The following is a 25,976-nucleotide window of genomic DNA, read 5'->3' as shown; positions in this document are numbered from 1 at the left end:
GAGTGCCCCTTCCGACGGATTAGGATGGAGTCCATGGCGAAGACCGGTACGACGACCCAGGGGCTGCGCGCGGCGATCGAGCGCAGCGGCTATTACCCGGCCCTCGTGGCCGAGGCGGTGGAGGCCGCCGTCGGCGGCGAGCCGATCGCGTCGTACCTGGTGCACCAGGAGACCACCTTCGACTCCAACGAGGTCCGGCGCCATGTCACGGTCCTCGTCCTGACGGCCAACCGCTTCATCGTCAGCCACACCGACGAGCAGGCCGCCGACAGCAGCTCCCCGACCCCGTACGCCACGACCTCCACCGAGTCGGTCAAGCTCGACCGGATCTCCTCCGTCGTCGTCAGCCGGGTCGTCGCCAACCCGGAGTCGTACACCGTCGGCACCCTGCCCCGCGAGGTCGTCCTCACCATCGGCTGGGGCGCCGTCTCGCGCATCGACCTGGAGCCCGCCGCCTGCGGCGACCCCAATTGCGACGCCGACCACGGCTACACCGGCAACGCCACCGCCGACGACCTCAGCCTGCGGGTCAGCGAGGCCGGCGACGGCCCGGACACGGTCCGCCAGACCCTCGCCTTCGCCCAGTCGCTCTCCGAAGCCACCGCGGCGACCCGCTGATGGTCGTCCAGCCCACCGCCGTCGCCTCCGGCTGGCCGGACGATCCCGTCCCGCTCGAACTCGCCACGGCGCCCGTCCCCGAGTACGGCACCGGCTCGCTGGCCGACGTCCTCCCGACGCTCGTCGCCGGACAGGGCGCCCCCGGGTTCGACGCCCGGATCGCCGAGCTCGCCCCGGCCGACCGGAACTGCCTCTTCCTGATCGACGGGCTCGGCTGGGAGCAGATCAAGGCCCACCCGGACGAGGCCCCGTACCTCACCTCCCTCCTCGGCTCCTCGCGCGGCGGCACCGGTCGCCCGATCACGGCCGGCTTCCCCGCCACCACGGCGACCTCGCTCGCCTCGGTCGGCACGGGACGGTTCCCCGGCGCGCACGGACTGCCCGGCTACACCGTCCGCAACCCGGAGACCGGCGAGCTGATGAACCAGCTCCGCTGGAAGCCGTGGACCTCGCCGCGCGTCTGGCAGCCGTACCCCACGGTCTTCCAGCTGGCCCACGAGGCGGGCATCCACACCGCCCAGGTCTCCTCGCCGATCTTCCAGGACACCCCGCTCACCAAGATCGCGCTGAGCGGCGGAACATTTCACGGTCGGCTCTCCGGCGAGGAGAGGATGGACTTCGCCGCCGAGCAGCTGGCCGGCGGCGACCGCTCGCTGGTGTACACGTACTACAGCGAACTCGACGGCGCCGGACACCGCTTCGGCATCGACTCCGACGCCTGGCGCGGTCAGCTGATGTTCGTCGACCGGCTCGTGCAGCGCCTCGCGGAGCAACTGCCGCCCCGCTCGACCCTGTACGTCACGGCCGACCACGGCATGGTCGACATCCCGTTCGACGACCAGCATCGGATCGACTTCGACGAGGACTGGGAGCTGCGCGCCGGCGTCGCCCTCCTCGGCGGCGAGGGCCGTGCCCGGCACGTCTACGCGGTGCCGGGGGCGGAGGCCGATGTGCTGACGTGCTGGCGGGAAGTGCTCGGCGAGCAGTTCTGGGTGGCGAGCCGCGAGGAGGCGATCGCGCTCGGCTGGTTCGGCGACGAGGTCGACGAGCGGGTCCACGGCCGGATCGGCGACGTCGTCGCCGCGGCCCACGACGACGTCGTCATCACCGCCTCCGTCAACGAGCCCCACGAGTCGGCGATGGTCGGTGTGCACGGATCGATGACGCCCGCGGAGCAGCTGGTCCCGCTCCTCGAAGTCCGCTCCTGACCCCGTACCCGTACGCCCTCACTCCCGTCACCCACCCCGACCTGAAAGGTCCCTGACTTCCCATGCCCGAGCTGGTGTTCTTCTCCGGAACGATGGACTGCGGAAAGAGCACACTGGCTCTCCAGATCGGCCACAACCGCTCTGCCCGCGGGCTCCAGGGCGTGATCTTCACGCGGGACGACCGGGCGGGCGAGGGCAAGCTGTCCTCCCGGCTCGGCCTGGTGACGGACGCGGTCGAGGCCGGCGAGGGCATGGATCTGTACGGGTATCTGGTGAACCAGCTGTCCAAGGGCGGCAAGGCGGACTACGTCATCGTGGACGAGGCCCAGTTCCTCGCGCCCGAGCAGATCGACCAGCTGGCCCGGATCGTGGACGACCTGGAGATGGACGTCTTCGCCTTCGGCATCACCACCGACTTCCGCACCAAGCTCTTCCCGGGCTCGCAGCGGCTGATCGAACTAGCCGACCGGATCGAGCAGCTCCAGGTCGAGGCGTTGTGCTGGTGCGGCGCCCGCGCCACCCACAACGCCCGCACGGTGGGCGGCGTCATGGTCGTCGAAGGCGAACAGGTGGTCGTCGGCGACGTCAACCGCCCGGCCGAGGAAGTCGGCTACGAGGTCCTCTGCCGCCGCCACCACCGCCGCCACATGACCTCCGCCTCCACCCGCGCCGGCGCCCTCTCCCCGGACGTCCTCCCCGTCAACCACGCCTGAGCGCTGCTTTCTTGCTCCCGATCCGGCCCCGACTCCCCGAAGAACAGGGGGGCTTCGGTCGGCGTCCGACGCCTGCAGTAGGGTGATCAACTCGACTGCTGAGCGGGGGAACGGGGACCATGGACGGTATACAAGCCGGAGGTTGGGCGGCCACGGGCGCGATGGGGCCGAACGCCGCGTACCGCAACCAGACGATGCGGTACGAGAACGTCGAGCTGAGTTTCGACGAGTCGGTGCCCTTCCGGACCGTGTTCCAGCTCTGGTTCCAGGCCTTCGTCGTCTCCCTCGTCGTCTTCATGCTCTTCGGCCTGCTGCCCGCGCTGATGTCGGATTCCGGCCCCTTCGACGCGGAGGGTGAGCTGGGCACCGGGCAGATCCTCGGCACCATCGCCTTCTGGATCGTCCTGCTCGCCGCGCGCATCAACGAGCCGGTCTCGGAGTGGAAGACCCTGCTGGAGGACAAGCACGCGGCGTCGTCCTCCGCCTACGCGGCCATCTACGGCGCCCTCGCGCGGCGGCAGATCCCCGTGTCCGCGGTGCCGGTCCGGATCCGCAGCGACATCATGTCGGAGGTCGTGAACAATCGGCTGGTCATCAAGAGCGGCCGGTACATCGCCTACGTCACGGTGTTCGGCTACGGGACCAGCCTGTACGTCGGATGGACGATGTGGCGCACCCGCTCCGGAGCGGTGATCATCGGTCATTTCCTGAAGGACCTCGTGGGCGGGATGTTCAACCGCACGGGTTCGATCAACCAGATGCTCCGTACCGAGAAGCCGCGTGCCATGCGAGAGGCCGTGCACTCGGCGGCCCGCGAGGGCGTGGAGACGGCCGTCCAGGGCATCGAGGTTCCGCTCGCGTCGACCTTCGGTCAGGAGCCGCCCATCCAGTCCGGCGCCTCCGCGACCGGGCAGGCGACCAAGAACGGCAGCGGTCCCGTCCCGGGCGCCGTGCCCGCGCCTCCGACGGCCGGTCCGGCCATGGCGCCGCACGGGAGCCAGCCGTACCCGGCTCCGCACGCCCCGGGAACCCCGCCGCCGCACTACGGTTCCCAGACCCCGCCGCCCGCCCCGCCCATGCCGCCGTACGGGACCCCCGGCGGTGGGCACTGAGCGCAGCTGGGTCGGACGGCGTGCTCACCGTCACCGACGGCACGACCGTCTGGGCCTGGACGGCCGTTCGCATCGACGCCGCCGCCGACCTCACCGAGACCAAGGAGTACGCGGACCTCTCGGAGTCGGAGCGCAGGACCAAGGCCGCGGCCGCCGAGACCGCCTGGCTGACGGGGCAGTGGAACACCGGGCACGGCGAACGGATCGAGCTCCGGTACCTCAGCGACCCGGTCGAGCGCAGGATCTCCTGCGCCCTGCTCGGTCGGGTCGCGGCTCCCACAGCGGAGGGCGCCGAGGCGGCCGCGCGTGGGCTCCGCGCCCGGATGGCAGCGCTGCCCAGGCATGTGCACGCCACGCCGGTCGAGGACCGCGACGAGACGGCACGGCTGCTGACCCCCTTCTCGCCCGATGGGGCGGCGGGGGTGGCGGAGATCCGCAAGCGCTACCACAGCGGGCTGCCGAACCGCCCCGACGCCGGCGTGCGGTACTACCTCGCGCCGCAGCCGTTCACAGCGGCGGCCCCGCCGTGGGACATGCTGTGGCAGGCGCTGGCCGCCCACCCGTACCCCGTGATGCTCAGCATCGGCCTGGAGCCGTACGTCGTACCGCCCGACTTCGGTCCGCTGCTGCACCGCATCGCCACCCAGTACGGACGCCTGGGCACCCCTGGGCAGCTCCCCGACGGGCTGTGGTCCCCCGGCGCCCAACTCGCCGCCGACGCCTTCGCCGTGGACGCCTCCCGGATCTACGCCGATGCCGCCCGCCGCTACACCGACCGGGTGTTCCGCGTACGGATCGGGCTCGCCTCGCCGGCGCCCCTGCCGGAATCCCTCGCCGAACTCGTCGGTGCCACGGTGTCCCCGCCGGTGCAGGCTCGCGAGGGCGGTGTCCTGACCGAGACGATCAACGGCGCTGCCCACACCGTGGCCTGGCCCGCACCCGGTGAACTACCCGAAGCCTGGCGGCAACTGACCACCCTGGAGCAGTCGCGTTGGGGCGGCGACCACTGCTGGCGGCTGCCCGAACAGCTCTCCCCGCCCCTGCGACTGCTGCCGGAACTCGTCGACGCGCGTGAGGCCGTCGCGGCCTTCCGCCTGCCGCTGGCCGTCAACGGCCACATGACGGGCTTCCCGGTCCGGCGCCCGGGCATGGCCGGTGAGACCGCGTACCGCATGGACGGCCCGGCCATCACCCTCGGACAGCAGCTCGTCAACGACACGCCCGCCGGCCCTCTGGGCATCGGCCTCGGTGACCTCACCCGGCACGCCCTGATCGTGGGTACGACCGGCTCCGGCAAGACCAACACCACCCTGGCGTTCTGCGAGCAGCTGTGGCGGGACCACCGGGTGCCCTTCCTCGTCCTCGAACCCGTCAACTCCGCCCTGGACGACTACCGCTGGCTGGCCACCCGACCTGGCTTCGAGGACCTGCTGGTCCTCACCGTCGGCGACGAATCCGTCGCCCCTCTGCGCCTCAACCCCTTCGAGGTGCCGGTGGGGGTTCGCGTCAGCACCCACATCGCCGGGCTCATGGCCTGCTTCGACGCGGCCTTCGGCCTCTGGGACCCGTTGCCCAGCGTCTACAACCGGGCGCTGCGGGCGACGTACGCACGCAAGCGCATCGTCCCCACCGACATCGCTGATCCGAGCCACGCCGGAGACTGGCCGACGCTGCGCGACTTCATCACGGAGATGCGCAAGCAGTGCGAGCAGCTGGACTACTCGGGCGAGGTGCGCGACAACATCATCGCCGCCTCCCGCCTGCGTGCGGAGTCCCTCGCGGAAGGGGCGTGCGGCACAACCCTGGACGTGGCCCGCTCCTATCCGGTGGAGGAGTTGCTGCGGCGGCCGGTGGTCGTCGAACTGGCCGGAGTCGGGGACAACGAGAAGGAGCAGTCGCTCGTCACGGCGCTGCTCCTGCAGAACATGACCGAGTACTACAAGGCGAACCGCGTGGGCGGCTCCCTCGCCCACGTCACCGTGATCGAGGAGGCTCACCGCCTGCTCGGCCGGCCGGCGGCCCACGGTGGCGACGCGAAGGAGGGCAACGCGCAGGCCCGGGCGGCCCAGGCCTTCGCCAACACCCTGGCGGAGAACCGCAAGTACGGCGAGGGTGTCGTCATCGTCGAACAGGTTCCCGGCAAGCTCGTCGAGGACGCGTACAAGAACACCAACCTCAAGGTCATGCACCGGCTGCCGTCCGCGGAGGACCGCAACCTCATCGGCGGAACCATGCGGTTCTCTCCCGACCAGGAGCGGTACGCCGCCTCCCTGGAGCCCTTCCAGGCTTTCGCCCACCACGACCGCATCGACCGTCCGGGACTGCTCCGGGTACCCGACGTACGCGCGCAGGCGGCGAGGGAGGCAGGCGTCAGCCGGGCACCCCTGGCCACGGACGCCGAACTGGCCACCCGCTTCCGCGCCTTGGCGGCCGACGACGAGGCGGTCGACGCCGCACTGGCCCCCTTCCCGGACTGCGAGGGCTGCCGTCACCGTTGCAGCTTCCGCACCCGGGCCGCCACGGCGGTGTGGCCCGAGCACGGTACGAAGCTGAAGGAGCGCGTGGCGGCGTACCCGAAGACGAGCGCAGAGCAGGCCGATTGGTGGCGCGACACCGGCGACTGGGTGGCCGAGCTCGCCGACACGGTGCCCCTGCGCGTTCCGGAAGGCGAAGGAGATCGGGACCCCGTCGTGAGCGACTACCGCGCCTGTGTCTTCGTCCACGTCGCCCGAGCCGCCTGGCAGCGCAACACCCTGCCGTGGGTGCGTCTCTACCGCGCCAACGTCCGGCCGGGAGGTGACCGATGAGCGAACGTCCGCCGGAGCAGCCCCCACGTCCGGAAGCCCCAACGCGACCGGAGCCCACGGACGCCCCTGCCCCGACCCCGCCGTCCGACGCTCCTGCCCCCACGCCGCCGACGGACGCTCCTGCCCCGACGCCGGCGACGGACCGGACCGAGGCTTCCAAGTCGGCGGAGGCGCCCAAAGCGGGGGAATCCTCGGCTTCGGAGGTGGCGCCCAATCCTGGCGAGGCTTCTGACTCGGCGGAGGCGCCCAGTCCTGGCGAGGCTTCCGATTCGGCGGAGGCGCCTAACCCGGTGGATTCCTCGGCGTCGGGGGAGGCACCCAGTCCTGGTGAGGCTTCCGACTCGGCGGAGGCGCCTGACCCGGCGAGTTCCTCGGCTTCGGAGGAGGCGCCCAACCCTGGCGAAGGTTCCAACTCGGCGGAGGCGCCTAACCCGGCGGAGTCTTCGGCGTCGGGGGAGGCGCCCAGTCCTGGTGAGGCTTCCGATTCGGTGGAGGCGCCCAACCCCGCCGAAGCCCCCAACTCGGCGGATGCCCCGGTTCCGGCCGATGCCTCCGACTCTGACGAGGCACCTGAACCCGCCGGGGCGTCGGATTCTGCCGAGACTTCCGACCGCGATGCGCCTGTGCCGTCGGACGCGGCGTCGGATCCGGAGAAGGCACCGGTCCCGGCGGAAGCCGTCGACTCGGGCGGATCGCGCTCCCCGGAAACGGACGAGGCGCCCGACCCTGTGCCGGCGTCGGACGACACCCCCGAGCCGGCCGGGCCCGAGGGCCCGGAGGCGTCCGCCGACGGCAGGCAACCGGAAGCGCAGGAACGTTCCGGCGATCGCGCGGAGCCGGACGACGAGACTCCCGAGCTGGAGCTTGAACTCAAGCCCTACGACGACTCAGTGCCGTACTCGGCCGCGTACACCGCATCACGCGGTGCCGCCGAGGCCCGCGAAGCGGACGCGGTACCCGCACGGGCATCGGAGACCGTCGATGAGTCGGCGCCGGAGCCGCCCGCGCCGACCGACGCACACGAGGCGCCCGCGCCCAAGGCTGACGCGGAGGCCGCTCCGGAACGGGCCGAGGCGGCGAAGCCGCAGGCGGAGGCCGTGCACTCGGCTGAAGAGGCTCCGGAGCCGACGGCGCCGATCGATGCCCCCGAGCCACAGGCAGAAGATGCCCGCGACCTCCCCGCGCACGCCCAGAACGAGGCCGAGCCCGTCGAAGCGCACGAGGGCAGCACGCCGGCGAGTGAGGCCGAGGCCGCCGAACCTGCCGGTGCCGGTGCGAAGACCGGGGAGGCCGGCGAGCCCGCCCTGCCAGGTGACGGCAACGGCATCCGCCAGGACCACGAGGCGGAGGCCGAGCCGACGGCCGAGGTGTCTGAAGGGGAGGCCGAGCCGACGGCCGAAGCGTCGGAGGACAAGGCCGAGCGGTACGACAACAGCGCTCTGCGGGACGGCCGCGACGGCCGCAACTACCAGCAGGAGCTGGACGACCTGCTGAACGCACGCGGCCTGGACCGCTCCGAGCACGACAAGCTCCGGCTCTCCCGGACCAACGAGCTGAGCGAGGCGCAGGCTCGCGAGGTCGTCGGGGTCCGTGACGCGATCAAGCTCGACAAGGGCCGTATGGTGACGAAGGTGATCGAGCCCAAGGTCATGGTGGCCTACATGGCGAACGCCACGGAGCTCGACGACGAGCCTTTCAACGCCGACGAGTTCCGCGGCTCCATCGCGCGCGGCTGCGACACTGCCGACTTGCGCAGCATGGACCAACTGCGCGACGGGCTCGCTCTTGACGATGGCGGGGCCGGCTGGACCCCGGTCCCTCCCGGTGCCTCCGAGGCGTACCAGCTGCGCTTCCCGGCACCAGACGGCATGCGTGCCGATCCGGCCCTCGGTGCCGTCGGCGACCGGAGGCTGGCCAACCACGTCGCCGGCATCGCCGGCCAGAGCGAGGGAAAGGCCTATGACGACCCGTTCCTCGGCACCGGCTACACCGGCGGGGGTGTGCCGGAGTGGTCTGCCAAGGCCACCGGCTTCCCTCACCATGCTGAAATCTGGCGAATGGACGCCGACGGGACCGAAGAGGCCGTCGGCTTCTTCGACAAGAACGAAGGGCTGTGGAAACTTCTATGACTGACCCTGCGGGTTTCCCCGATCCGGTCAAGGGTGAGGTCGCCGTCTTCGGCGGTGAGCCCTATCGGGCCCGTGCCGCCGTGGGTTTGTGGCCGTGCGTCGAGCTGCTGCCCGAGCCAGGCCGTCCCGCGCCCGCAGGGCTCGCACCGCGCGAAAGCGCCGACGGGTCGGTGGGATACCCGGTTCCGCCGGAGCGCCTTGAAGCCTGGTATGCGGTGACGTGGACGTTCCGCTGGCGCGGCGAGCTTTTCGGGTGCGTCGCCGCCGCGCCCACCACGCTCACGGGCGACTATCTCGGCTCCGACGAACACTTCGCCAAGGAGCACCTCAAGCGTCTGGCCTTCAAATACTTCGGTGTCCTCCCGCGCGACGAGGTCACCCAGCTGGAGCAGCACCGTGAGGATCTGCTGCAGCCTCTGCACGCCCTGGTCCGGCGCCTGGCCGAGGTTGACCATTTCCGCCCCCAGGCCTACGTGGTGTACCGCGGCCGGACGTATCCGGCTGCTGCCGAGGCCGACGCGTCGGGCCTCATCAAACTGACCACCGGGCATGACCGTCCTGAGGGTCTTGTCGCCGATCCCCGGGACCCGGGAGGCGAGCACTTCCTGGCGGCCCCGGAGCAGTTGGACGCCTGGTACCGGACCCACTGGACCTTCCGAGCGCATGGCGAACCCTTCGACGCCGTCGGGACGGTGGACGGCCGGATCAAGGGCGTCTACACAGGCGGTAGCTGGGGCTTCGTCGCGCACACTTCGTATCTGACCGAGGAGACGGGTCCCGACGGAGTGCACACCCGGTACACGGTCCTGGCGGCCCTCAAGGGTGTCACCGACCTCGAACAGCACCGCACCGACCTGCTGGCTGACCAGTAGGTCGGTGCGGTGCCGGCGGTCGCGTCGGCTTCATGCTCCTCGCGGCACGGTGCGGGGCCCGTCACACGCCCTTCGCCCGGGGACTCCCGCCGTGCCCCGCTCGCGAGCCCCCGACCTCGCCTACCGCGCCGCGAGTGCCTCCACGGCCGCGGTCGCGAAGCCGTGGTCCTGGTCCGGGGCGCCGCCGCCGACGCCGATGGCGCCGATGAGCCGGCCGTCGCGGTGGACCGGGAGGCCGCCGGCGATGAAGAGGAGCGGGCGGTCGAGGGCCGTCGTGAGGCTGTGGAAGGGGCCGTCGGGCTTCACCAGGTCGACCAGGTCGGCCGTGGGGGCGTTGAGCTGGAGGGCCGTGTACGCCTTGCGGGTGCTGGTCTCGCCGGAGATCAGGACCGCGCGGTCGTCGCGGCGGAAGGCCAGCAGGTGGCCGCCCGCGTCCAGGACGGTGATGCTGACGGTGACCCCGGCCTCCTCGGCGGCCCGGAGCGCGGCGGAGAGCAGGGTCTCGGCGTCCTGGGTGGTCAGGGGAGTGACTGCGGTGGCGGTGGTGGTCGTGCTCATGGTGCTTTCTTCCTTTGGGGTGGGGGAGGGGTAGGGCTTTACGGGGGTCAGTGCCGGCCGGCCGGCACCGGGGCGGTGGCTCGGGCCTCGACCGGCTGAGACGTGGTCTCGGGGGCGGCCGCCGCGGACCGCTTCCGCCGGTCCAGGAACGCCGCCAGGAACGCCAGCAGCAGCGCCGTACCCGAGAGCAGCGCGCCGACCCAGTTCGGGGCGGTGAAGCCGAGGCCCGAGGCGATGACGACGCCGCCGAGCCAGGCGGCCAGGGCGTTGCCGAGGTTGAAGGCGCCGATGTTGGCGGCCGAGGCGAGGGTCGGGGCCTGCTTGGCCTGGTCCAGGACCCACTTCTGCAGCGGCGGCACCGTGGCGAAGCCGAGGGCGCCGATCAAGGTGAGGGTGATCGCGGCGAGGACCTTGTTCTCGGCCGTTGCCGTGAAGACCAGCAGGGTGAGGGAGAGCGCGCCCAGCGACACGAAGAGCATGGGCATCAGGGCGCGGTCGGCGAACTTCCCGCCGAGCAGGTTGCCGAGGAACATGCCGATGCCGAAGAGGACGAGGAGCCAGGTCACGGCCCCCTCGGTGTAGCCGGCGACCTCGGTCATCATCGGGGTGATGTACGTGATGGCCGCGAAGACACCGCCGTACCCGAGGACGGTCATCGCCATGGCCAGCCAGACCTGCACGTTCTTGAAGGCGGCGAACTCGGTGCGGACGTTCGCCGTCTCGGGCCGGCCCGTCGTGGGGATGAGCCTGGCCACGCCGAGGAAGCCGACCACGCCGAGCGCGGCGACGATGGCGAAGGTGACGCGCCAGCCGGCGGCCTGGCCGATGTAGGTGCCGAGCGGTACGCCGACGATGTTGGCGACGGTCAGGCCCATGAACATCAGGGAGATCGCGGACGCCTTCTTCTCCGGTGCGACCAGGTCCGCGGCGACGACCGAGCCGATGCCGAAGAACGCGCCGTGTGCGAGCGAGGCCACGACCCGGCCGACCAGCATCATGCCGAAGGACGGGGCGACGGCGGAGAGCAGGTTGCCGACGATGAAGAGGCCCATCAGGAAGAGGAGCATCTTCTTCCGGGACACCTTGGTGCCGAGCACCGTCAGGAGCGGGGCGCCGAAGACGACACCGAGGGCGTAGCCGGTCACCAGCCAGCCGGCCGTGGGGATGGAGACACCGAAGTCGCCGGCGACCTGGGGCAGCACGCCCATGATCACGAACTCGGTGGTGCCGATCCCGAAGGCCCCAATGGCGAGGGCCAGGAGCGCGAGAGGCATGGTGGAGCACCTTCCAGAATGCTTGCAGGGGGGTTTTGCTTGCTTCGACAATAATTGCATACGCGGGTTAAGTGCAAGCGGGGGGTATTGCGAGGGGGGAAGTGTCGACGTGCGCGGGGTTCCCCCGCCTGTGAGGCCCTGTCGCAACACCTCGTGTTCACCTCGGGTGTGCCGGAAGACCGCCTGCTGATCGGACGCGAGTCGTCCGGCTCGGCGGTAATGGCTCTCTGCCCGTGACGTGAACGTGAACACCGGGCCTACGCGCAACCGCGCACCGCGCGAGACACCCCGGAGGACGTGTGCCACCTGCTGCCGAGACCGTGCCCGACCGGGGCGAAGGCGCGCGCACGGAGGCCGAGCGTCCGGGCGCCCCGGACGGCGGCGGGAGCCGGACCGGCGAGCAGCGGTTTCTCGCCCGGGTCCGGCGCAGCGCGCGGGTCCGGGCGGCCGCCGCTGCCGCCCTGCTGACCTGCCTCGTCCTCTCCCTCGGCGGTCTCCTGGCCGGCAGCCATCCGTTCGGGCCCACGACCCGCAACACCGTCGACCTCGGGCAGCAGTACCTGCCCTTCCACGCCCACTGGCGCAGAGTCCTCCTCGGCCAGGCCGACGGGGACCTGTTCGTCAACTGGAGCGCGGGCTTCGGATCGAACTTCCTCGGCGACTACGGCACGTACCTGAGCAGCCCCTTCGACCTGCTGGTCGTGGTCTTCCCGGCCGACCGGATCGAACTCGCCCTCTACGTCATCACCGCCGCCAAGATCATGGCCGCGGGCGCCGCCATGGCGGTCCTGCTCCTCCGGCTCCGCCGGGGCCCCTGGCAGGTCGCGGCCGTCCTGGGCGCGGCGTACGCGGTGTGCGGCTGGACCCTCAACTACGGCACCACCGTGCCGATGTGGCTCGACGGGCTGCTCGCCTTCCCCCTCCTCTGCCTGGTCGGCGAGTGGGCCCGCGGCGGGCGCCGGCCCGTCCTCGGGCCGCTCGTCGTCGCCCTCGCCTGGTACGCCAACTTCTACACCGCGTACATGGCGACCCTCGGCGCGGCCGTCGTCCTGACGATCCGTCTGCTCACCGAACCCGGGCCGGCCCGCAGGCGCCTGGCCGGGCTGCTGCGCGCCTCCCGCTCCGTGCTCCTGGGCATCGGCCTCGCCACCCCGCTCGTCCTGGTCGTCTACCTCGCCACCAAGACCGCCGACCCGACCCCCGAGGTGACGTTCACCGCCGTCGCCTGGACCGAGGTGTTCGCCCGGCTGCTGCCCGCCACGGCCAGCGTCGCCAGCCCGGCCCTCTTCATCGGCACCCCGGCGCTCGCGCTCGCGCTCACCCTGCCCTTCAACAGCTCGGTGGCGCTGCGGACACGCCTCGTCTGGACGTCCGCGATCGTCCTGGTCGCGCTCTCCCTGCAATGGGGCCCCACCCACCTCCTCTGGCACGCGGGCGCCTCGCCGAACGGCATCCCGTACCGGCAGACCTTCGTGCTCTGCGGGCTCCTGCTGATCGCGGCCTGGCTCTCCACCGCCCGCGGCCTGCCCCCGCTGCCCGCCCTCCTCGGCGGGGCGGCCGTGCTCGCCGCCCTCGCCTTCGCCGCCCGGGGCAGCCTCGTCGTAGACCGCTGGACCTACCCGGCCTTCGCCGCCGCCCTGGCCCTCGCGGCGCTCGCCGCCGTGGCCGTCCTGCTCGCCCGGCGATACGCGGTCGGCGTCAAGGTCCTGCCCGTCCTCGCCGTACTCCTCCTCGTCGTCGCCCAGGCCGGCGAGGCCGCCGTCACCGGCGCCAGGATGGCCGAACAGTCGCTGGCCCAGGTCCACTGGTCCCCGCGCGTCGGGCCCTGGCAGGAGGACATGCGGCGGGCCGTCGCGGACAAGGACGCCTGGCCACGCCACCGTACGGACCCCGGCGAACTGCCGGGCGGCAACGACGTCCTGCTCGTCGGCGGCCAGAGCTCCGAGTACTACTCCAGCCTCACCGCGGAGTCGTACAACCGCACCCTCTCCGCGCTCGGCTTCGGCTTCTGGGCCAAGGGCCGTCACCTGACCACGCTCGACAACCCGGTGACCGACGCCATCTTCTCCATCGGTACGCGGATGAGGTCCACGCCCTCCGCGCCCGTGACGACCGACACGCTCCCCGAGGCGGACATCACCGTCACCGACACGCCCGTGCCGCCGCTCGTGACGGTCCGCCCGGACGTCCGGCTGCCCGCGCGAGGGACCGACTTCGGCGATTCCGTCTTCGCCAACCAGGAGTTGCTGCTCGGATCGAAGGTGTACACCGTGCCGCAGCAGGTCCGGCGCACCGAAGCACCCGGCGGCGCCACGACCCTGACGGCCTCCTGCCCGGCGGGCTCCGGCGTCTGGCTCTGGGCGCCCGAACTCAAGGGCACTGCGGCCCTGGCAGGCGAGCGGCCCGTCTCCTTCCTCGGCGGACTCCCGTCCGTGCAGGGCCCGATGCGGACGCTCGGCACCGTCCCGGCCTCCGGATCCGTACGCGTCGAACTGAGCGCCGACGAGCCGCCGTCCCTGCCGCGGCAGCCCCTCGGCTGCCTGGACCAGGAGCGACTCGACACCGCCGTACGGCAGTTGACCGCGACCGGCGCCACCGACGTCCGCGTCTCCGGCCACACGCTGACCGCCCAACTCCCCGCCGGCAGCACGGGAACTGCCGTCATCGCCGTACCGCGCATCTCCGGCTGGAGCTGCGCCGCCGGAGACGCCGCCCCGGCGCCCGCCCAGCGCTACCTCGGCCTCCTCGCCGTCCCCCTCGACTCCACGGCGACGTCGGTCACGTGCACCTTCCGGCCACCGGGGCTGCGCGCCGGCGGCGCGGTCGGCGCCGTGGCGCTGCTCGGCCTGCTCGCCGTCGGGCTGTGGGGCCGACTCGGGGGCCGAACCGGGAGCCGACTCGGGGGCCGGTTCGGCAGGAGGGCGCCAAGAGTTCACCTGGAGTCCGCGTCCGGCTCGCCGGACGGGAAATGACGGTGGTTACGCTGCCCGTCCGACCGGCGTTCGCCCAGGTGAACGCCGCCGCGAGCCCGCTCGCACACCGAGCGGACGCTCACACGCAGGCGGACGCTCGCACACGGGCGGACGCTCGCACACGGGCGGACGCCGACTCGTCCGCCGGTCCGCCGATCCGTTCGTCCGCTGGTCCGTTCGTCTGCTCTTCTGTTCGCCTGGCTTGAGTGTGGGGATGTCCGAGTGCCCAAGTTGTCCGTCATCGTGCCGTTCCACAACGTCGGGATCTATGCCTCCGACACCATGCGCAGCCTCGCGAGCAACGCGGACCCGGATTTCGAGTTCCTGCTGATCGACGACTGCTCGACGGACGAGACGCCGCACGTCCTGGACCGCTGGCGGGACCGGATCCCGAACGCCAGAGTGATCCGCCACGAGACGAACCTCGGCGTGGCCCAGGCGCGCAACACCGGCATCGACGCGGCCACCGGCGACTACATCACCTTCCTCGACGGCGACGACTGGTACGCCCCCGGCCACCTGCGCGCCATGGTCGACGGCATCGACGCGCTCGGCTGCGACTTCGCCCGGACCGACCACGTCCTGTCGACCGGTACGAAGCGCGCGATCCGCTACGCGCCCGCCGAGGAGCGCGAGACCGTGATGGACCCGCGTGACGGCATCGCGCCCGCCAGCATGATCACGATGGTCGACTACCCCTTCGTCCCCTTCGGCATCTACAGCGCCCGGCTCTTCGAGAACGGCGGCTCGCGCTTCGAGACGAAGCTGCGCACCGCCGAGGACCGGCTCTGGATCTGGCGCCTCCACCTGAACGCCGCCACCTACGCCTCCCTCAGCGTCCACGGCGTCTTCTACCGGCGCGGCGTCACCACCTCGCTCACCCAGATCACCGACAACCGCCAGCTCGACTTCATCCCGTCGTACGACCTCCTCCTGGAGGAGGTCTCCGCGGACCGCGACGCCGACCGCTTCCTGCCGAAGGCCGTGCGCACGTACTGCGCCATGATCGCCTTCCACATGGGCAAGGCCGACCAGTACGAACCGGCCGTCACCAAGCGCCTCAAGCAGAACGTGACCGACGCCCTGCGCCGGATGCCGCAGCAGGTGCTCGACGAGACCCTCGCGACGATGGACACCGCGCGCAGCACCCTGCTCCGCGGCCTGCGCGCCACCGGAAGGACCGCCTGATCATGACCGCGACGCCCGCGAACCCGCGTACGGCACCGGGAAACCCGCGTACGACGACGGCGAAGCCGCGCATCCAGATCTTCGAGGTGTCCACCCTCTACGGCGCCGCCACGCTCGCCGCGGCCATCGACGCGGGCCAGTTCGGGCCCGCCGAGAGCGCCCGCCGGATCCTGCTCATCTCGAACAACGCGGCGATCCCGGAGACCGCGCTGCGGATGGAGACGATGACCGGCTACGACCGGATCGTCACCCGCTTCGACGAGGTCATCGACTGGAACGAGGCGATCCAGCCGCACCACCCCGCCACCTGGTCGCCGCGCACCGAGGAGGCCCCGCTCTGGCAGCGCGTCTTCCGCACGGCGTGGGACCTGGGCGACGCCCCGGTCGAGCTGATCGTCGAGTCCATCCAGGTCAACCCGGCCAAGGCGCTCGCCTTCGTCTTCGCCGAGAGCACCGTCCAGGTCTACGCCGACGGCCTGATGAGCTACGGCCCGACGCGTGAGGAGCTGCCGCAGTCGATCGCCTGCCGGATCGGGCGCCTGCTCCACCTCGACCTGGTGCCGGGTCTTCGCCCGCTGCTGCTCTCCGAGTACGGCGTCAAGCCCGAACTCGTCCCCGACGAGGCCTTCCGCGGCGTCCTCGCGGAGATCGCCGAGGCCGCCGAGGGCGACCCGATGGTGACCGAGGCCGTCGCGGCCGAGCCCACCGCCCTCCTCCTCGGCCAGTACCTCGCGGCGCTCGACATCCTCACCGCCGACGAGGAGGAGGAGCTGCACATCCGGATGATGCGCGGGGCCGCGGCCGCCGGACACACCTCGGTGATCTTCAAGCCGCACCCGACCGCGCCCGCCCGCTACTCCACGGCGCTGAACGAGGCCGCCGAGGAGGCCGGCGTACGGCTGACGGTCCTGGACGGTCCGCTGCTCGCCGAGACCTTCTACGAGCGGTGCCGGCCCCGCCTTGTCGTCGGCTGCTTCTCCACCGCGATGGTCACCGCGTCCGTCTACTACGGCGTCCCGATCGCGCGCGTGGGCACCGACACGGTCCTGGAGCGGCTGACGCCGGTCGAGAACAGCAACCGGGTGCCGCTGACCGTCGTGGACCACATCGTGCCCGACCTGGAGACCGGCACGGGACCGGCCGTTCCGGGCGCCGGACCGGAGACGCTCACCCCGCTCGTCCGGGCCGTGGGCTTCTGCATGCAGCCCAAGCTCCACCCGCTCCTCCGCGACGAGACGGCCCGCTTCCTCGAAGCCCACGGGGGCGACGCGGACATGGCGCGCTACTTCGACACCGAGCGGCTGACGCAGCTCGCGCTCCCCGGCGGCGGCCCGGCCCCGCGCGGCGGCGCGTCCCGGCTGCGCCGGAGCCTGATCCGCAGCGGACGGAGCTGAGGGCGGGAGGGCCGGGGACCCGGGAGCCCTCTGAGGGCCGACGGTCCGGGAGGCCGCCTGAGGGTCTGGCGGCGCTCCCGGGCAGCCAGGCCCTCAGCGCCGCCGTCGTTCAGCCCGTCGCCGAGTGGACGATCGTGAAGACGGCCCCCTCCGGGTCCGCCACCTGCGCGATCCGGCCCGTCGAGCCCTCCCGGGGCTGCCGCAGGACCTGGCCGCCCAGCTCGGTGACGAGCCGCGCGGCCGCGTCCGTGTCGGCGACCTCGAAGTACGTCATCCAGTGCGGGCCCCGGTCACGCGGGAGCGCGGAGCCGACGCCGTGCAGGGCCGCCACCGGGCGTCCCTCCAGGTGGAGGGTCAGATAGTCGAAGTCGGCGGAGACGACCGGCTCGACCTCGTACCGGAACACCGTCTGGTAGAACTTCGCGACCGCCGAGGTCTCGTACGTCAGGAGCTCGTTCCACACCGGCGTCCCGGGCGGCCCGGCGGTCGCCGTGCCGTGGTGCCGCTCGGCCTGCCAGACGCCGAAGACGGCGCCGACCGGGTCCGAGCAGATCACCAGGCGGCCGGCCTCGTCCGCGTCGATCGGGCCGACGGCGACCGTGCCGCCGCAGCAGCGGATGGTCTCCGCGGCCTCGTCGGCGTCGTCGGTGGCCAGGTACGTCGTCCAGGCGACCGGCAGGTGCCGGTCGGGCGGCAGCTGGCCGATGCCCGCCACCTCCCTGCCGTCGAGCAGGGCACGGACGTACGGCCCGAGCTGCTGCGGACCGGGGACGAACTCCCAGCCGAAGAGCGCGCCGTAGAACTCCCGCGTCGCGTCAAGCCCATGCACCATCAAGCTCACCCAAGAGGGTGTACCGGGTGTACGCCGAGTCGCCTCGGTCATCGTCACTCTCTCCTCGGACCATCGTCGTCGTGGCCGTGCGGGGGACCCGGGCGCACGAACGCGTGCGGGCGGGTGGGAGCGGGGCCCTGGGTCGGCGTTCTCGGCTTCCGCAGCGGGTTCCTGCCCGCCGACCGCGCCCCGTACACGCCCCTCGGGCGCGCCCGTGCACGATGCTCGCACCGACGGGCGCCCCGCGCGCCTCGGCCGCGCCGAGTTCCGTCGTCCTATGCGGCGGGACGGTCGGCGGCGGGCTGCGCGAGGATGGCACCCATGAAGCCCATCATCTCCGCAAGCGATCTCGCGAGCGACCTGGCCGGAGCCCGGCGCCCGGTCCTCCTCGACGTCCGGTGGCAGCTCGGTGGCCCGCCCGGACGGCCCGCGTACGAGGCCGGGCACGTGCCCGGCGCGGTCTACGTCGACCTGGACACGGAACTGGCCGCTCCGCCCGGCAGTCGCGGCCGGCACCCGCTGCCGGACCTGGAGGTCTTCGGCGCGGCGATGCGCGGGGCGGGTGTCGCCGCGGACACGCCGGTCGTCGTCTACGACGGCGGCCTCGGCTGGGGCGCCGCCCGGGCCTGGTGGCTGCTGCGCTGGACCGGGCACACGGACGTACGCGTCCTGGACGGCGGCCTCGCGGCCTGGACGGCGGCGGGGCACGAGCTGTCGAAGGAGACCCCGAGCCCGGAGCCGGGCGACTTCGCGCCGGACCCGAGCGAGGTCGGGCTGCTCAACGCGGACGGGGCCGCGGCCCTGGCCCGCTCGGGCCTGCTGCTCGACGCGCGGGCGGCGGAGCGCTACCGGGGCGACGTGGAGCCGATCGACCCGGTCGGCGGCCACATCCCGGGCGCCGTCTCCGCCCCGACGACGGAGAACGTGGCCGAGGACGGCCGCTTCCTGCCGGCGCGGGAGCTGGCGGCCCGCTTCAACGCGCTCGGCGCCCAGGAGGACGGCATGGTCGGCGTCTACTGCGGCTCGGGCGTCTCGGGCGCGCACGAGGTCCTCGCCCTGGCGATCGCGGGCATCCCGTCCGCCCTGTACGCGGGCTCCTGGTCGGAGTGGTCCAACGACCCCGCCCGCCCGGTCGCCAAGGGCCCGGACCCGCAGTAGCCCTTGCCCGCACGCGAAGGGGCCCGCACCGGGATCGGTGCGGGCCCCTTCACGTAGAGCCGTAGGACTGCCGTACGAACGTCAGTCCTGCTTCTTCCTTCGCGTGCCGAAGACGATCTCGTCCCAGCTCGGGACTGCCGCGCGGCGGCCCGGGCGGACGCCGTCCGCCTCCGCCTGCCGGTCCGTGGTGCCGGTGAGGCGGTCGCGGTGGCCCGAGACCGCGCGGGGCATCAGGACGTCGGCGTACGCCGAGCCCGCGCCGGCCGAGGCCGCGGGAGCCGGGGGCTCCTCCGCCTCGGGCTCCTCGCCGGGCTCGGTCGAGGCCGGGTCGGTGGTCCGGTCGGGAACGACCATGTCGCCGCGGAAGTTGGGCACCGCTTCCAGCAGGCTGGTCAGCGAGTCCCGCTCGTCCTCCGGCTCGGGAACCGGGGCCGGGCGCTCGATCTGGCGGTCGAGCGTCCGGTCGAGGGTGCGGTCCAGAGGCCGGTCGCGCGGCAGCCGGGCGATGCGGGGCACGAACGGGAAGCTCGGCTCCGGCGCGGCGGCGATGGTGTCGTCCGTCTCGCCGATCAGCGCGCGTGCCTCGTCGTCCACGGCCTGGACGAGCCGCCGGGGCGGGTCGTACGTCCAGCTCGCCGTGTGCACCTCGCCCGCGACGCGGTAGACGAGCAGCACCTCCCAGGTGCCGTCGTCGCGGCGCCAGGAGTCCCACTGCACGGTGTCCTTCTCGGCGCCGCGCAGCAGCAGCCGCTCCTGCACCGCCTCGCCGAGCTGCGGTCCGGTGTTCTCGCCGGGCCGGCGCACGGGCGTCTTGCGGGCCCGCTCGGCCATGAACGCCCGCTCCGCGAGCACGGGACCCTCGAAGCGACGTACGCGGTCGACGGGGATGCCGGCGAGCTGGGCGACCTCCTCGGCGGAGGCACCGGCACGTATCCGCGCCTGGATGTCGCGGGGGCGGAGGTGGCTCTCCACCTCGATCTCGATCTGACCGAGCCGCGCGCGGTCGTTGCGCACGGCGGCGCGCAGCCGCTCGTCGATCGGAAGCGTGTACTCCGTGCTGTCAGCAGCCTTCAGCACCAGTCGTGTGCCGTCGTTGGAGACGGCCACGACACGCAGTTCGGGCATGGGGACCTCCCGGGTGGTGCCTGCCGACGTCACGTGCGTCGCTGCTTCCGCTAGTCGAGTGTGGCCTGCCCGGGTGCAGCCTGCCACAACCTTGCCGAGTTGCCCGGCGTGTCGGGCATGGATCTTGGATCGCCGTTATGGCACGGTTACCCTTTTGCGACACTGAGTGACCGGTGGTCACGCTCCGCAGTGGGCGACCGTGCGGTGCCGCGGCTCCGCCGGTTCGAGTGCCACGTTCGGCCCCCTCCCCGTGACCCGGCACCCATGAGGGAGCCCGGACCCAGGGATCGCCACAGTACTCCATTCGGGCCACCTGGGTGGACCGGCGCGCCGCCCAACTTCTCCGGGGGTACGGGAGTTGAGTCTCCGTGATCTCCGTCCGCACGTGGCGCTCTTCACAGAAACCCCGGAAACGGAACTATTCACTTCGCCCATTTGTCCCTTGTGGGTATGGAGCAGGAGAAGAACGGTGAGAAGAAGAAGCTCGACCTGAGCGTGGCTCAGGTCTCGGGCTCCGCGGTCGCCGCCGTCGTGGCGGCCAAACTCGCCTCCACGCTCGGTGTGTACGGCACGATCCTGGGCGCCGGTGTGATCAGTGTCATCGCGACCTGCGGCGGCTCGATCTTCCAGCACGTCTTCAAGCGCACGGGCGAGCAGATCCGGGTGGTCACCGTCCACGGCGAGCCGGTGAAGACGACCGTCGACGGACCTGCCCCGGACCGGACCCAGGTGCTCACGACCGTCGGCGGGCCCGGCCTGCCCCCGTACGACGAGGAGTTCAGCGAGGCGACCACGCACGGCACGCGCGTCCGGGGCTGGAAGAGGTCCGCCGTCGGCGCCGCGCTCGTCTTCCTGGTCGCCATGGGCGGCATCACCACCTACGAACTGATCTCCGATCAGGACTTCAGCGGCACGCAGGGGACCACGACCTTCGGCTCGGTCGTCGGACGCGGCGAGGCGAAGAACCAGCAGCCGTCCGACGACGCGCCCACGGGGCAGCGGCAGGAGCAGCGGGAGAAGGGCGACGGCAGCACTCCCACCGGCGGCGGCACGCCCGACTCCGGGAACCGCACCCCCGACCCCACGCCGACCCCCTCGGGCTCCGCCGGCGGCGACCCGACGCCCACGCCGACCCCGCCGCCGACCCCCACGCCGACCCCGACCCCGAGCGGTTCGACGACGCCCACGGCGCCCCCGACGGACCCCCCGTCCACCGGCGCGGGCGCTCCGGAGAAGGCCGGAACGCCCGCCGAGTGACAGGCCGCGTGGTGAAATGCAGCCTGGTGGACCGTCAGTCGCCCAGGACGCGGCGCAGATAGTCGTTGGCGAAGAGCCGGTCGGGGTCGAGCCGGTCGCGCAGCTCGGTGAACTCGGTGAAGCGCGGGTAGACCTCGGAGAAGTACGCCGCGTCCCGGGTGTGCACCTTGCCCCAGTGCGGCCGGCCGCCGTGCGCGGTCATGATGCGCTCCACCGCGGTGAAGTACGCGCGGTGGGGCGTGCCCTTGTAGAGGTGCACCGCGATGTACGCGGTCTCGCGCCCCGAGGCCGTGGAGAGCGCGATGTCGTCGGCGGGCGCCGTCCGCACCTCCACCGGGAAGCTCACCTTCAGCGGCGAACGCTCGACCATCGCCTTCACCTCGCGCAGCGCCGCGACGGCCGCCTCGCGCGGCAGGGCGTACTCCATCTCCATGAAGCGCACCCGGCGCGGGGAGGTGAACACCTTGTACGGGATGTCGGTGTACGTACGGGCCGACAGGGCGCGGCTGGAGACCTTGGCGATCGACGGGATCACCGGCGGGACCGCCCTGCCCACCGAACACGCGAGCTGGAAGACGCCGTTCGACAGCAGCTCGTCGTCGATCCAGGCGCCGATCCGGCCGGGCGGGGCGGCGGGGCCCGCGCTGCGGTTGTTGCGCTTGGTGTTGCAGTTGTCCGTGTGGGGGAACCAGTAGAACTCGAAGTGCTCGTTCTCCGCGTGCAGCGCGTCGAACTCCGAGGTGACCCGGTCGAAGGTCATCGGCTCCTCGCGTGCGGTGAGCAGGAAGACCGGCTCGACGGCGAAGGTGATCGCCGTGACCACGCCCAGCGCGCCGAGCCCGATCCGGGCGGCCGCGAAGACCTCCGGATTCTCCTTCTCCGAACAGGTCAGCAGCCCGCCGTCGGCCGTGACCAGCTCCAGCTCCCGGATCTGCGCGGCGATCGAGGCGGAGTCGCGGCCGGTGCCGTGCGTCCCGGTGGAGGTGGCCCCGGCGACCGTCTGCTCCATGATGTCGCCCATGTTCGTGAGCGACAGGCCCTCCCGGGCCAGCGCCACGTTGAGCCGCTTCAGCGGAGTGCCGGACTCCACGGTCACGGTCATCGCCTCGCGGTCGATCCGCCGGATGCCCGTCAGCAGGTCCGGACGGATCAGCACGCCGTCGGTGGCGGCGATCGAGGTGAAGGAGTGGCCGGTCCCGACCGTCTTCACCCGCAGCCCGTCCTCGGCGGCCTTCCTGATGGCGTCGGCCAACTCCTCGGCCGAGGCCGGGCTCACCTCCCGCGCGGGACGGGAGGTGACGTTCCCGGCCCAGTTACGCCACGGGCTGCTCGCCGCCCTCGTGCTCGTCCACCGTGCTCTCGGTGTCCTGCTCACGCTGCCCCTCCCGCGTCGGCACCGGCCTGCGCAGCCGGCGGTACCCCAGGAGACCCACCGCGACCGCGAGCGCGCCCGAGACGACGGGCACCACGTACCCCGCCTCCGCACCCGACGCGTCGACCACCCAGCCGGCGGCCGAGGAGCCCAGCGCCACACCGATCGCGAGCCCGGTCCCTGTCCAGGTCATGCCCTCGGTCAGTTTGGTGCGCGGTACGTGCGCTTCGACGAGGGCCATCGTGGTCACCATCGTCGGTGCGATGGAGAGGCCCGCGACAAAGAGCGCCACGGCCAGCAACGGCAGGTTCCCGGCCAGTAGGAGGGGGATCATACTCACGGCCATCGCACAGACACCCAGCAGCCACCTGCGGGACGGGTCGCCCTTGAGGTGCAGCAGCCCGAACACGGCGCCGGCCAGGCAGGAGCCCAGCGCGTAGACCGCGAGGACCAGGCTGGCGGCGGCCTTGTGGCCCTGCTCCTCCGCGAAGGCGACCGTGACCACGTCGACCGAGCCGAAGATCGCGCCGGTGGCGACGAAGGCGAGCGCGAGGACCTGCAGACCGGGGGAGCGGAGCGCCGAGCCGCCGGAGTTGTCGTCCTTCGGGTGCGGCTCGGGCTCGGTGGCCCGCAGCGAGGTCAGCCAGAAGACGCCGACGGCCAGGAAGACGGCGGCGAAGAGCGGGCCCGCCTCGGGGAACCAGATCGTCGACAGACCGATGGAGATGATCGGGCCGAAGATGAAGCACACCTCGTCGACGATCGACTCCCAGGAGTACGCGGTGTGCAGCCGGCGCGCCTCTCCTCGGTAGATGGACGCCCAGCGGGCCCGGGTCATGGCGCCGAGGCTCGGCACGCAGCCGATGACGGCGGTGAAGACGAACAGCGTCCAGTCCGGGGCCTTCTGCTGCACGCAGAGCAGCAGCCCGGCCGCGGCGACGAGCGAGACGAGGGTGACCGGGCGCAGCACCCGGCGCTGGCCGTACCGGTCGACGAGCCGGGAGACCTGCGGGCCGAGGACGGCCGCCGACATGGCCATGGTCGCGGCGAGCGCGCCCGCGAGGCCGTATCGGCCGGTGACCTGGGAGATCATCGTGACGATGCCGATGCCCATCATGGACAGCGGCATCCGGCCGATGAAACCGGCCACCGAGAAGGCTCCGGTGCCGGGCGCCGCGAAGATCGCGCGGTAGGGACTGGGCAAGTTGATCTCCGGGCAGGCAGCGGCTCAATCGTGTAATTAACAGCTAAAGCCTACGGCGTTGAACTGGATGGTGCAGCCACTTTTTCGGTCGGGCCGGGCCATCGGCCGTCAGTGGCTGGTGGCAGGATCGGTGCCATGTCCGATGAGCACGATCCCGCCCCGTACGACGCCCTTCTGCTGCTCTCCTTCGGCGGCCCCGAGGGCCCGGACGACGTGGTCCCGTTCCTGGAGAACGTGACGCGCGGCCGAGGCATCCCGAAGGAGCGGCTGAAGGAGGTGGGGCAGCACTACTTCCTGTTCGGCGGCGTCAGCCCGATCAACGACCAGAACCGCGCGCTGCTCGACGCGCTGCGCGAGGACTTCGCGCGGGCCGGCCTCGACCTGCCGGTCTACTGGGGAAACCGGAACTGGGCGCCGTACCTCACCGACACCCTGCGGGAGATGGTCACCGACGGCCGGCGCCACATCGCCGTCCTCACCACCAGCGCGTACGCCTCCTACTCCGGCTGCCGGCAGTACCGCGAGAACCTCGCCGACGCGCTCTCGGAGCTGGAGGCGGAGGGGCTGCCGCTGCCCCGGGTCGACAAGCTCCGGCACTACTTCAACCACCCCGGCTTCGTCCGCCCCATGGTGGAGGGCGTCCTCGCCTCCCTCGCCGACCTCGACGAGTCCGTACGGGCCGACGCGCACCTCGCCTTCACCACGCACTCCATCCCGGACTCGGCCGCGGACTCCTCCGGCCCCGTCGGTGACCACGGCGAGGGCGGCGCCTACGTGCGGCAGCACCTGGACGTGGCCCGGGTGATCGTGGACGCCGTCCGCGAGGAGACCGGCGTCGACCATCCCTGGAAGCTCGTCTACCAGTCGCGCAGCGGCGCCCCGCACATCCCGTGGCTGGAGCCGGACATCTGTGATCACCTGGAGGAGCTGCACGGCGCCGGTGTCCTGGCCGCCGTGATGGTCCCGATCGGCTTCGTCTCGGACCACATGGAGGTCCTCTACGACCTCGACACCGAAGCCACCGCGAAGGCCGCCGAGCTGGGCCTGCCGGTGCGCCGCTCGGCGACCGTCGGCTCCGACCCCCGGTTCGCCGCGGCCGTACGGGACCTCGTCCTGGAGCGCGCGGCGCGGGAGCGCGGCGCCCGGGTCGAGCGCTGCGCCCTCGGCACCCTCGGTGCCTCCCACGACCTCTGCCCGATCGGCTGCTGCCCCGCGCGGGCGGAGCGGCCCGCGGCGGCCGGCGCCGACAGTCCGTACGCCTGAGGAGCCCCGGTGACTGAGAACCCCACCCCGACCGACCCCCTGCTGACCGAGCTGCTCGGCCTTGCCCTGGAGGCCGGGCGCCGGGCCGGCGCGCTGCTGCGCGACGGCCGGCCGGACGACCTGACGGTCGCCAAGACGAAGTCCAGCCCCATCGACGTCGTCACGGAGATGGACATCGCGGCGGAGAAGCTGATCACCGGCTTCCTCGCCGAGCACCGGCCTGACGACGGTTTCCTCGGCGAGGAGGGCGCCGCCACCCCCGGCACCAGTGGCGTCCGCTGGGTCATCGACCCCCTCGACGGGACCGTGAACTACCTCTACGGCCTGCCAACCTGGGCCGTCTCCATCGCGGCCGAGCGCGACGGCGAGACCCTCGTCGGCGTGGTCGAGGCGCCGATGCGGAACGAGACGTACCGGGCGGTGCTCGGTGGCGGCGCGTACGTCGACGCCGCGGACGGTGAGCGCCGCCTCGCGGTCCGCCCGGCGCCCCCGATGGACCAGGCACTGATCTCCACCGGCTTCGCCTACGTCCAGACCCGCCGCGCCCACCAGGCCGACGTCGCCCAGCGGATGATCCCGCGCCTGCGCGACATCCGGCGCGGTGGATCGGCCGCCATCGACCTCTGCGACGTCGCCGCGGGCCGGCTCGACGGCTACTACGAGCGGGGCCTCAACCCCTGGGACCTCGCCGCCGGGGACCTGATCGCCCGCGAGGCGGGCGCCCTGACCGGCGGGCGGCCCGGCGAGCGCCCGTCGGGCGAGCTGACCGTCGCGGCCCCGCCGGGCGTCTTCGAGCCCCTCCAGGGGCTGCTGGAAGAGCTCGGCGCCTGGCACGACTGAGCGGTGGCGGACGCGCGGCTTCCCGGACGCGCGGTTTCCCGGACACGGGAAGTCCCGGAGACGCGAAGTCCCGGACATGC

At 72.3% G+C, this 25,976-nt stretch carries 20 protein-coding genes; 14 read left to right on the top strand and 6 right to left on the bottom strand.

The window, feature by feature from the left end; all coding sequences use genetic code 11:
* Nucleotides 1-33: 33 nt before the first annotated feature.
* From ACWCO8_RS04110 to ACWCO8_RS04080, 7 genes are all read left to right on the top strand, one after another.
* Nucleotides 34-618 (top strand): DUF5998 family protein, encoded by a 585-nt coding sequence (locus tag ACWCO8_RS04110; RefSeq protein WP_362012255.1) that lies wholly within the window; start codon nt 34-36, stop codon nt 616-618.
* Nucleotides 618-1,826, top strand: a complete 1,209-nt coding sequence (locus ACWCO8_RS04105; RefSeq protein WP_451030794.1) for an alkaline phosphatase family protein — start codon at nt 618-620, stop codon at nt 1,824-1,826. The genes ACWCO8_RS04110 and ACWCO8_RS04105 overlap by 1 nt, the downstream gene beginning before the upstream one ends.
* A gap of 62 nt (nt 1,827-1,888) precedes the next feature.
* Complete coding sequence (locus ACWCO8_RS04100) at nt 1,889-2,539, top strand: thymidine kinase (protein ID WP_362012261.1); 651 nt, start codon at nt 1,889-1,891, stop codon at nt 2,537-2,539.
* Nucleotides 2,540-2,658: 119 nt separating this feature from the next.
* The gene (locus tag ACWCO8_RS04095) at nt 2,659-3,651 is read left to right on the top strand and encodes a hypothetical protein (protein ID WP_451030793.1); all 993 of its coding nucleotides are present in this window, start codon (nt 2,659-2,661) and stop codon (nt 3,649-3,651) included.
* Between the two features lie 20 nt (nt 3,652-3,671).
* Nucleotides 3,672-6,458, top strand: a complete 2,787-nt coding sequence (locus tag ACWCO8_RS04090) for an ATP-binding protein (RefSeq protein ID WP_451030792.1) — start codon at nt 3,672-3,674, stop codon at nt 6,456-6,458.
* A 488-nt stretch (nt 6,459-6,946) separates the two neighbouring features.
* Nucleotides 6,947-8,587 (top strand): hypothetical protein, encoded by a 1,641-nt coding sequence (locus tag ACWCO8_RS04085; protein ID WP_451030791.1) that lies wholly within the window; start codon nt 6,947-6,949, stop codon nt 8,585-8,587.
* Nucleotides 8,584-9,459, top strand: a complete 876-nt coding sequence (locus tag ACWCO8_RS04080; protein ID WP_451030790.1) for a hypothetical protein — start codon at nt 8,584-8,586, stop codon at nt 9,457-9,459. The genes ACWCO8_RS04085 and ACWCO8_RS04080 overlap by 4 nt, the downstream gene beginning before the upstream one ends.
* A gap of 120 nt (nt 9,460-9,579) precedes the next feature.
* Here the strand turns inward: ACWCO8_RS04080 and ACWCO8_RS04075 are convergent, their stop codons facing one another.
* Both ACWCO8_RS04075 and ACWCO8_RS04070 read right to left on the bottom strand, forming a co-directional pair.
* Nucleotides 9,580-10,017 carry a GlcG/HbpS family heme-binding protein gene (locus ACWCO8_RS04075; protein WP_451030789.1) on the bottom strand — a complete coding sequence of 146 codons (438 nt, stop codon included), beginning with the start codon at nt 10,015-10,017 and terminating at the stop codon, nt 9,580-9,582.
* Between the two features lie 47 nt (nt 10,018-10,064).
* The gene (locus tag ACWCO8_RS04070; protein ID WP_451030788.1) at nt 10,065-11,291 is read right to left on the bottom strand and encodes an MFS transporter; all 1,227 of its coding nucleotides are present in this window, start codon (nt 11,289-11,291) and stop codon (nt 10,065-10,067) included.
* 299 nt (nt 11,292-11,590) lie between these two features.
* On the opposite strand from ACWCO8_RS04070, the gene ACWCO8_RS04065 reads away from it, so the two are divergent.
* The 3 genes from ACWCO8_RS04065 to ACWCO8_RS04055 all read left to right on the top strand — a co-directional run bounded on the left by ACWCO8_RS04065 (nt 11,591) and on the right by ACWCO8_RS04055 (nt 16,845).
* A complete protein-coding gene (locus ACWCO8_RS04065; RefSeq protein ID WP_451030787.1) occupies nt 11,591-14,263 on the top strand; it encodes a YfhO family protein in 2,673 nt (890 codons plus the stop codon).
* Nucleotides 14,264-14,485: 222 nt separating this feature from the next.
* On the top strand, nt 14,486-15,451 hold the full coding sequence (locus tag ACWCO8_RS04060; protein ID WP_451030786.1) for a glycosyltransferase family 2 protein: 966 nt from the start codon (nt 14,486-14,488) through the stop codon (nt 15,449-15,451).
* A gap of 2 nt (nt 15,452-15,453) precedes the next feature.
* Nucleotides 15,454-16,845 (top strand): polysialyltransferase family glycosyltransferase, encoded by a 1,392-nt coding sequence (locus ACWCO8_RS04055; protein ID WP_451030785.1) that lies wholly within the window; start codon nt 15,454-15,456, stop codon nt 16,843-16,845.
* 109 nt (nt 16,846-16,954) lie between these two features.
* Here ACWCO8_RS04055 and ACWCO8_RS04050 read toward each other — a convergent pair whose 3' ends face one another.
* Entirely contained in the window at nt 16,955-17,728 is a 774-nt protein-coding gene (locus ACWCO8_RS04050; RefSeq protein ID WP_451030784.1) for a VOC family protein, read from the bottom strand.
* Nucleotides 17,729-17,998: 270 nt separating this feature from the next.
* Here ACWCO8_RS04050 and ACWCO8_RS04045 point away from each other — a divergent pair, with 270 nt between their 5' ends.
* Nucleotides 17,999-18,835, top strand: a complete 837-nt coding sequence (locus tag ACWCO8_RS04045; protein WP_451030783.1) for a sulfurtransferase — start codon at nt 17,999-18,001, stop codon at nt 18,833-18,835.
* Between the two features lie 81 nt (nt 18,836-18,916).
* Here ACWCO8_RS04045 and sepH read toward each other — a convergent pair whose 3' ends face one another.
* Nucleotides 18,917-19,960, bottom strand: a complete 1,044-nt coding sequence (gene sepH / locus ACWCO8_RS04040; RefSeq protein WP_451030782.1) for a septation protein SepH — start codon at nt 19,958-19,960, stop codon at nt 18,917-18,919.
* Between the two features lie 450 nt (nt 19,961-20,410).
* Here sepH and ACWCO8_RS04035 point away from each other — a divergent pair, with 450 nt between their 5' ends.
* Nucleotides 20,411-21,217 carry a hypothetical protein gene (locus tag ACWCO8_RS04035; protein ID WP_451030781.1) on the top strand — a complete coding sequence of 269 codons (807 nt, stop codon included), beginning with the start codon at nt 20,411-20,413 and terminating at the stop codon, nt 21,215-21,217.
* A 34-nt stretch (nt 21,218-21,251) separates the two neighbouring features.
* Here ACWCO8_RS04035 and ACWCO8_RS04030 read toward each other — a convergent pair whose 3' ends face one another.
* Complete coding sequence (locus tag ACWCO8_RS04030) at nt 21,252-22,592, bottom strand: D-arabinono-1,4-lactone oxidase (RefSeq protein WP_451030780.1); 1,341 nt, start codon at nt 22,590-22,592, stop codon at nt 21,252-21,254.
* The gene (locus tag ACWCO8_RS04025) at nt 22,531-23,793 is read right to left on the bottom strand and encodes an MFS transporter (protein WP_362012302.1); all 1,263 of its coding nucleotides are present in this window, start codon (nt 23,791-23,793) and stop codon (nt 22,531-22,533) included. Before ACWCO8_RS04025 ends, ACWCO8_RS04030 begins: the two co-directional genes overlap by 62 nt.
* 135 nt (nt 23,794-23,928) lie before the next feature.
* Between ACWCO8_RS04025 and ACWCO8_RS04020 the strand changes: the two genes are divergently transcribed.
* Together ACWCO8_RS04020 and ACWCO8_RS04015 are read left to right on the top strand one after the other, a co-directional pair.
* The gene (locus ACWCO8_RS04020; RefSeq protein ID WP_451030779.1) at nt 23,929-25,056 is read left to right on the top strand and encodes a ferrochelatase; all 1,128 of its coding nucleotides are present in this window, start codon (nt 23,929-23,931) and stop codon (nt 25,054-25,056) included.
* Nucleotides 25,057-25,065: 9 nt separating this feature from the next.
* A complete protein-coding gene (locus tag ACWCO8_RS04015) occupies nt 25,066-25,896 on the top strand; it encodes an inositol monophosphatase family protein (protein ID WP_451030778.1) in 831 nt (276 codons plus the stop codon).
* The last annotated feature ends 80 nt before the right edge of the window (nt 25,897-25,976 follow it).

The organism is Streptomyces sp. NPDC001927 (assembly GCF_053594455.1).
Note: the sequence above shows the minus strand (reverse complement) of the source record. Positions and strands in the feature narration are given on the sequence as shown.

Bases quoted from the DNA above. Each gene is read 5' to 3' on its own strand.
- ACWCO8_RS04110 (WP_362012255.1), top strand. From the start codon at position 34: ATGGCGAAGACCGGTACGACGACCCAGGGGCTGCGCGCGGCGATCGAG.
- ACWCO8_RS04105 (WP_451030794.1), top strand. From the start codon at position 618: ATGGTCGTCCAGCCCACCGCCGTCGCCTCCGGCTGGCCGGACGATCCC.
- ACWCO8_RS04100 (WP_362012261.1), top strand. From the start codon at position 1,889: ATGCCCGAGCTGGTGTTCTTCTCCGGAACGATGGACTGCGGAAAGAGC.
- ACWCO8_RS04095 (WP_451030793.1), top strand. From the start codon at position 2,659: ATGGACGGTATACAAGCCGGAGGTTGGGCGGCCACGGGCGCGATGGGG.
- ACWCO8_RS04080 (WP_451030790.1), top strand. From the start codon at position 8,584: ATGACTGACCCTGCGGGTTTCCCCGATCCGGTCAAGGGTGAGGTCGCC.
- ACWCO8_RS04075 (WP_451030789.1), bottom strand. From the start codon at position 10,017: ATGAGCACGACCACCACCGCCACCGCAGTCACTCCCCTGACCACCCAG.
- ACWCO8_RS04070 (WP_451030788.1), bottom strand. From the start codon at position 11,291: ATGCCTCTCGCGCTCCTGGCCCTCGCCATTGGGGCCTTCGGGATCGGC.
- ACWCO8_RS04055 (WP_451030785.1), top strand. From the start codon at position 15,454: ATGACCGCGACGCCCGCGAACCCGCGTACGGCACCGGGAAACCCGCGT.
- ACWCO8_RS04050 (WP_451030784.1), bottom strand. From the start codon at position 17,728: ATGACCGAGGCGACTCGGCGTACACCCGGTACACCCTCTTGGGTGAGC.
- ACWCO8_RS04045 (WP_451030783.1), top strand. From the start codon at position 17,999: ATGAAGCCCATCATCTCCGCAAGCGATCTCGCGAGCGACCTGGCCGGA.
- sepH (WP_451030782.1), bottom strand. From the start codon at position 19,960: ATGCCCGAACTGCGTGTCGTGGCCGTCTCCAACGACGGCACACGACTG.
- ACWCO8_RS04035 (WP_451030781.1), top strand. From the start codon at position 20,411: ATGGAGCAGGAGAAGAACGGTGAGAAGAAGAAGCTCGACCTGAGCGTG.
- ACWCO8_RS04020 (WP_451030779.1), top strand. From the start codon at position 23,929: ATGTCCGATGAGCACGATCCCGCCCCGTACGACGCCCTTCTGCTGCTC.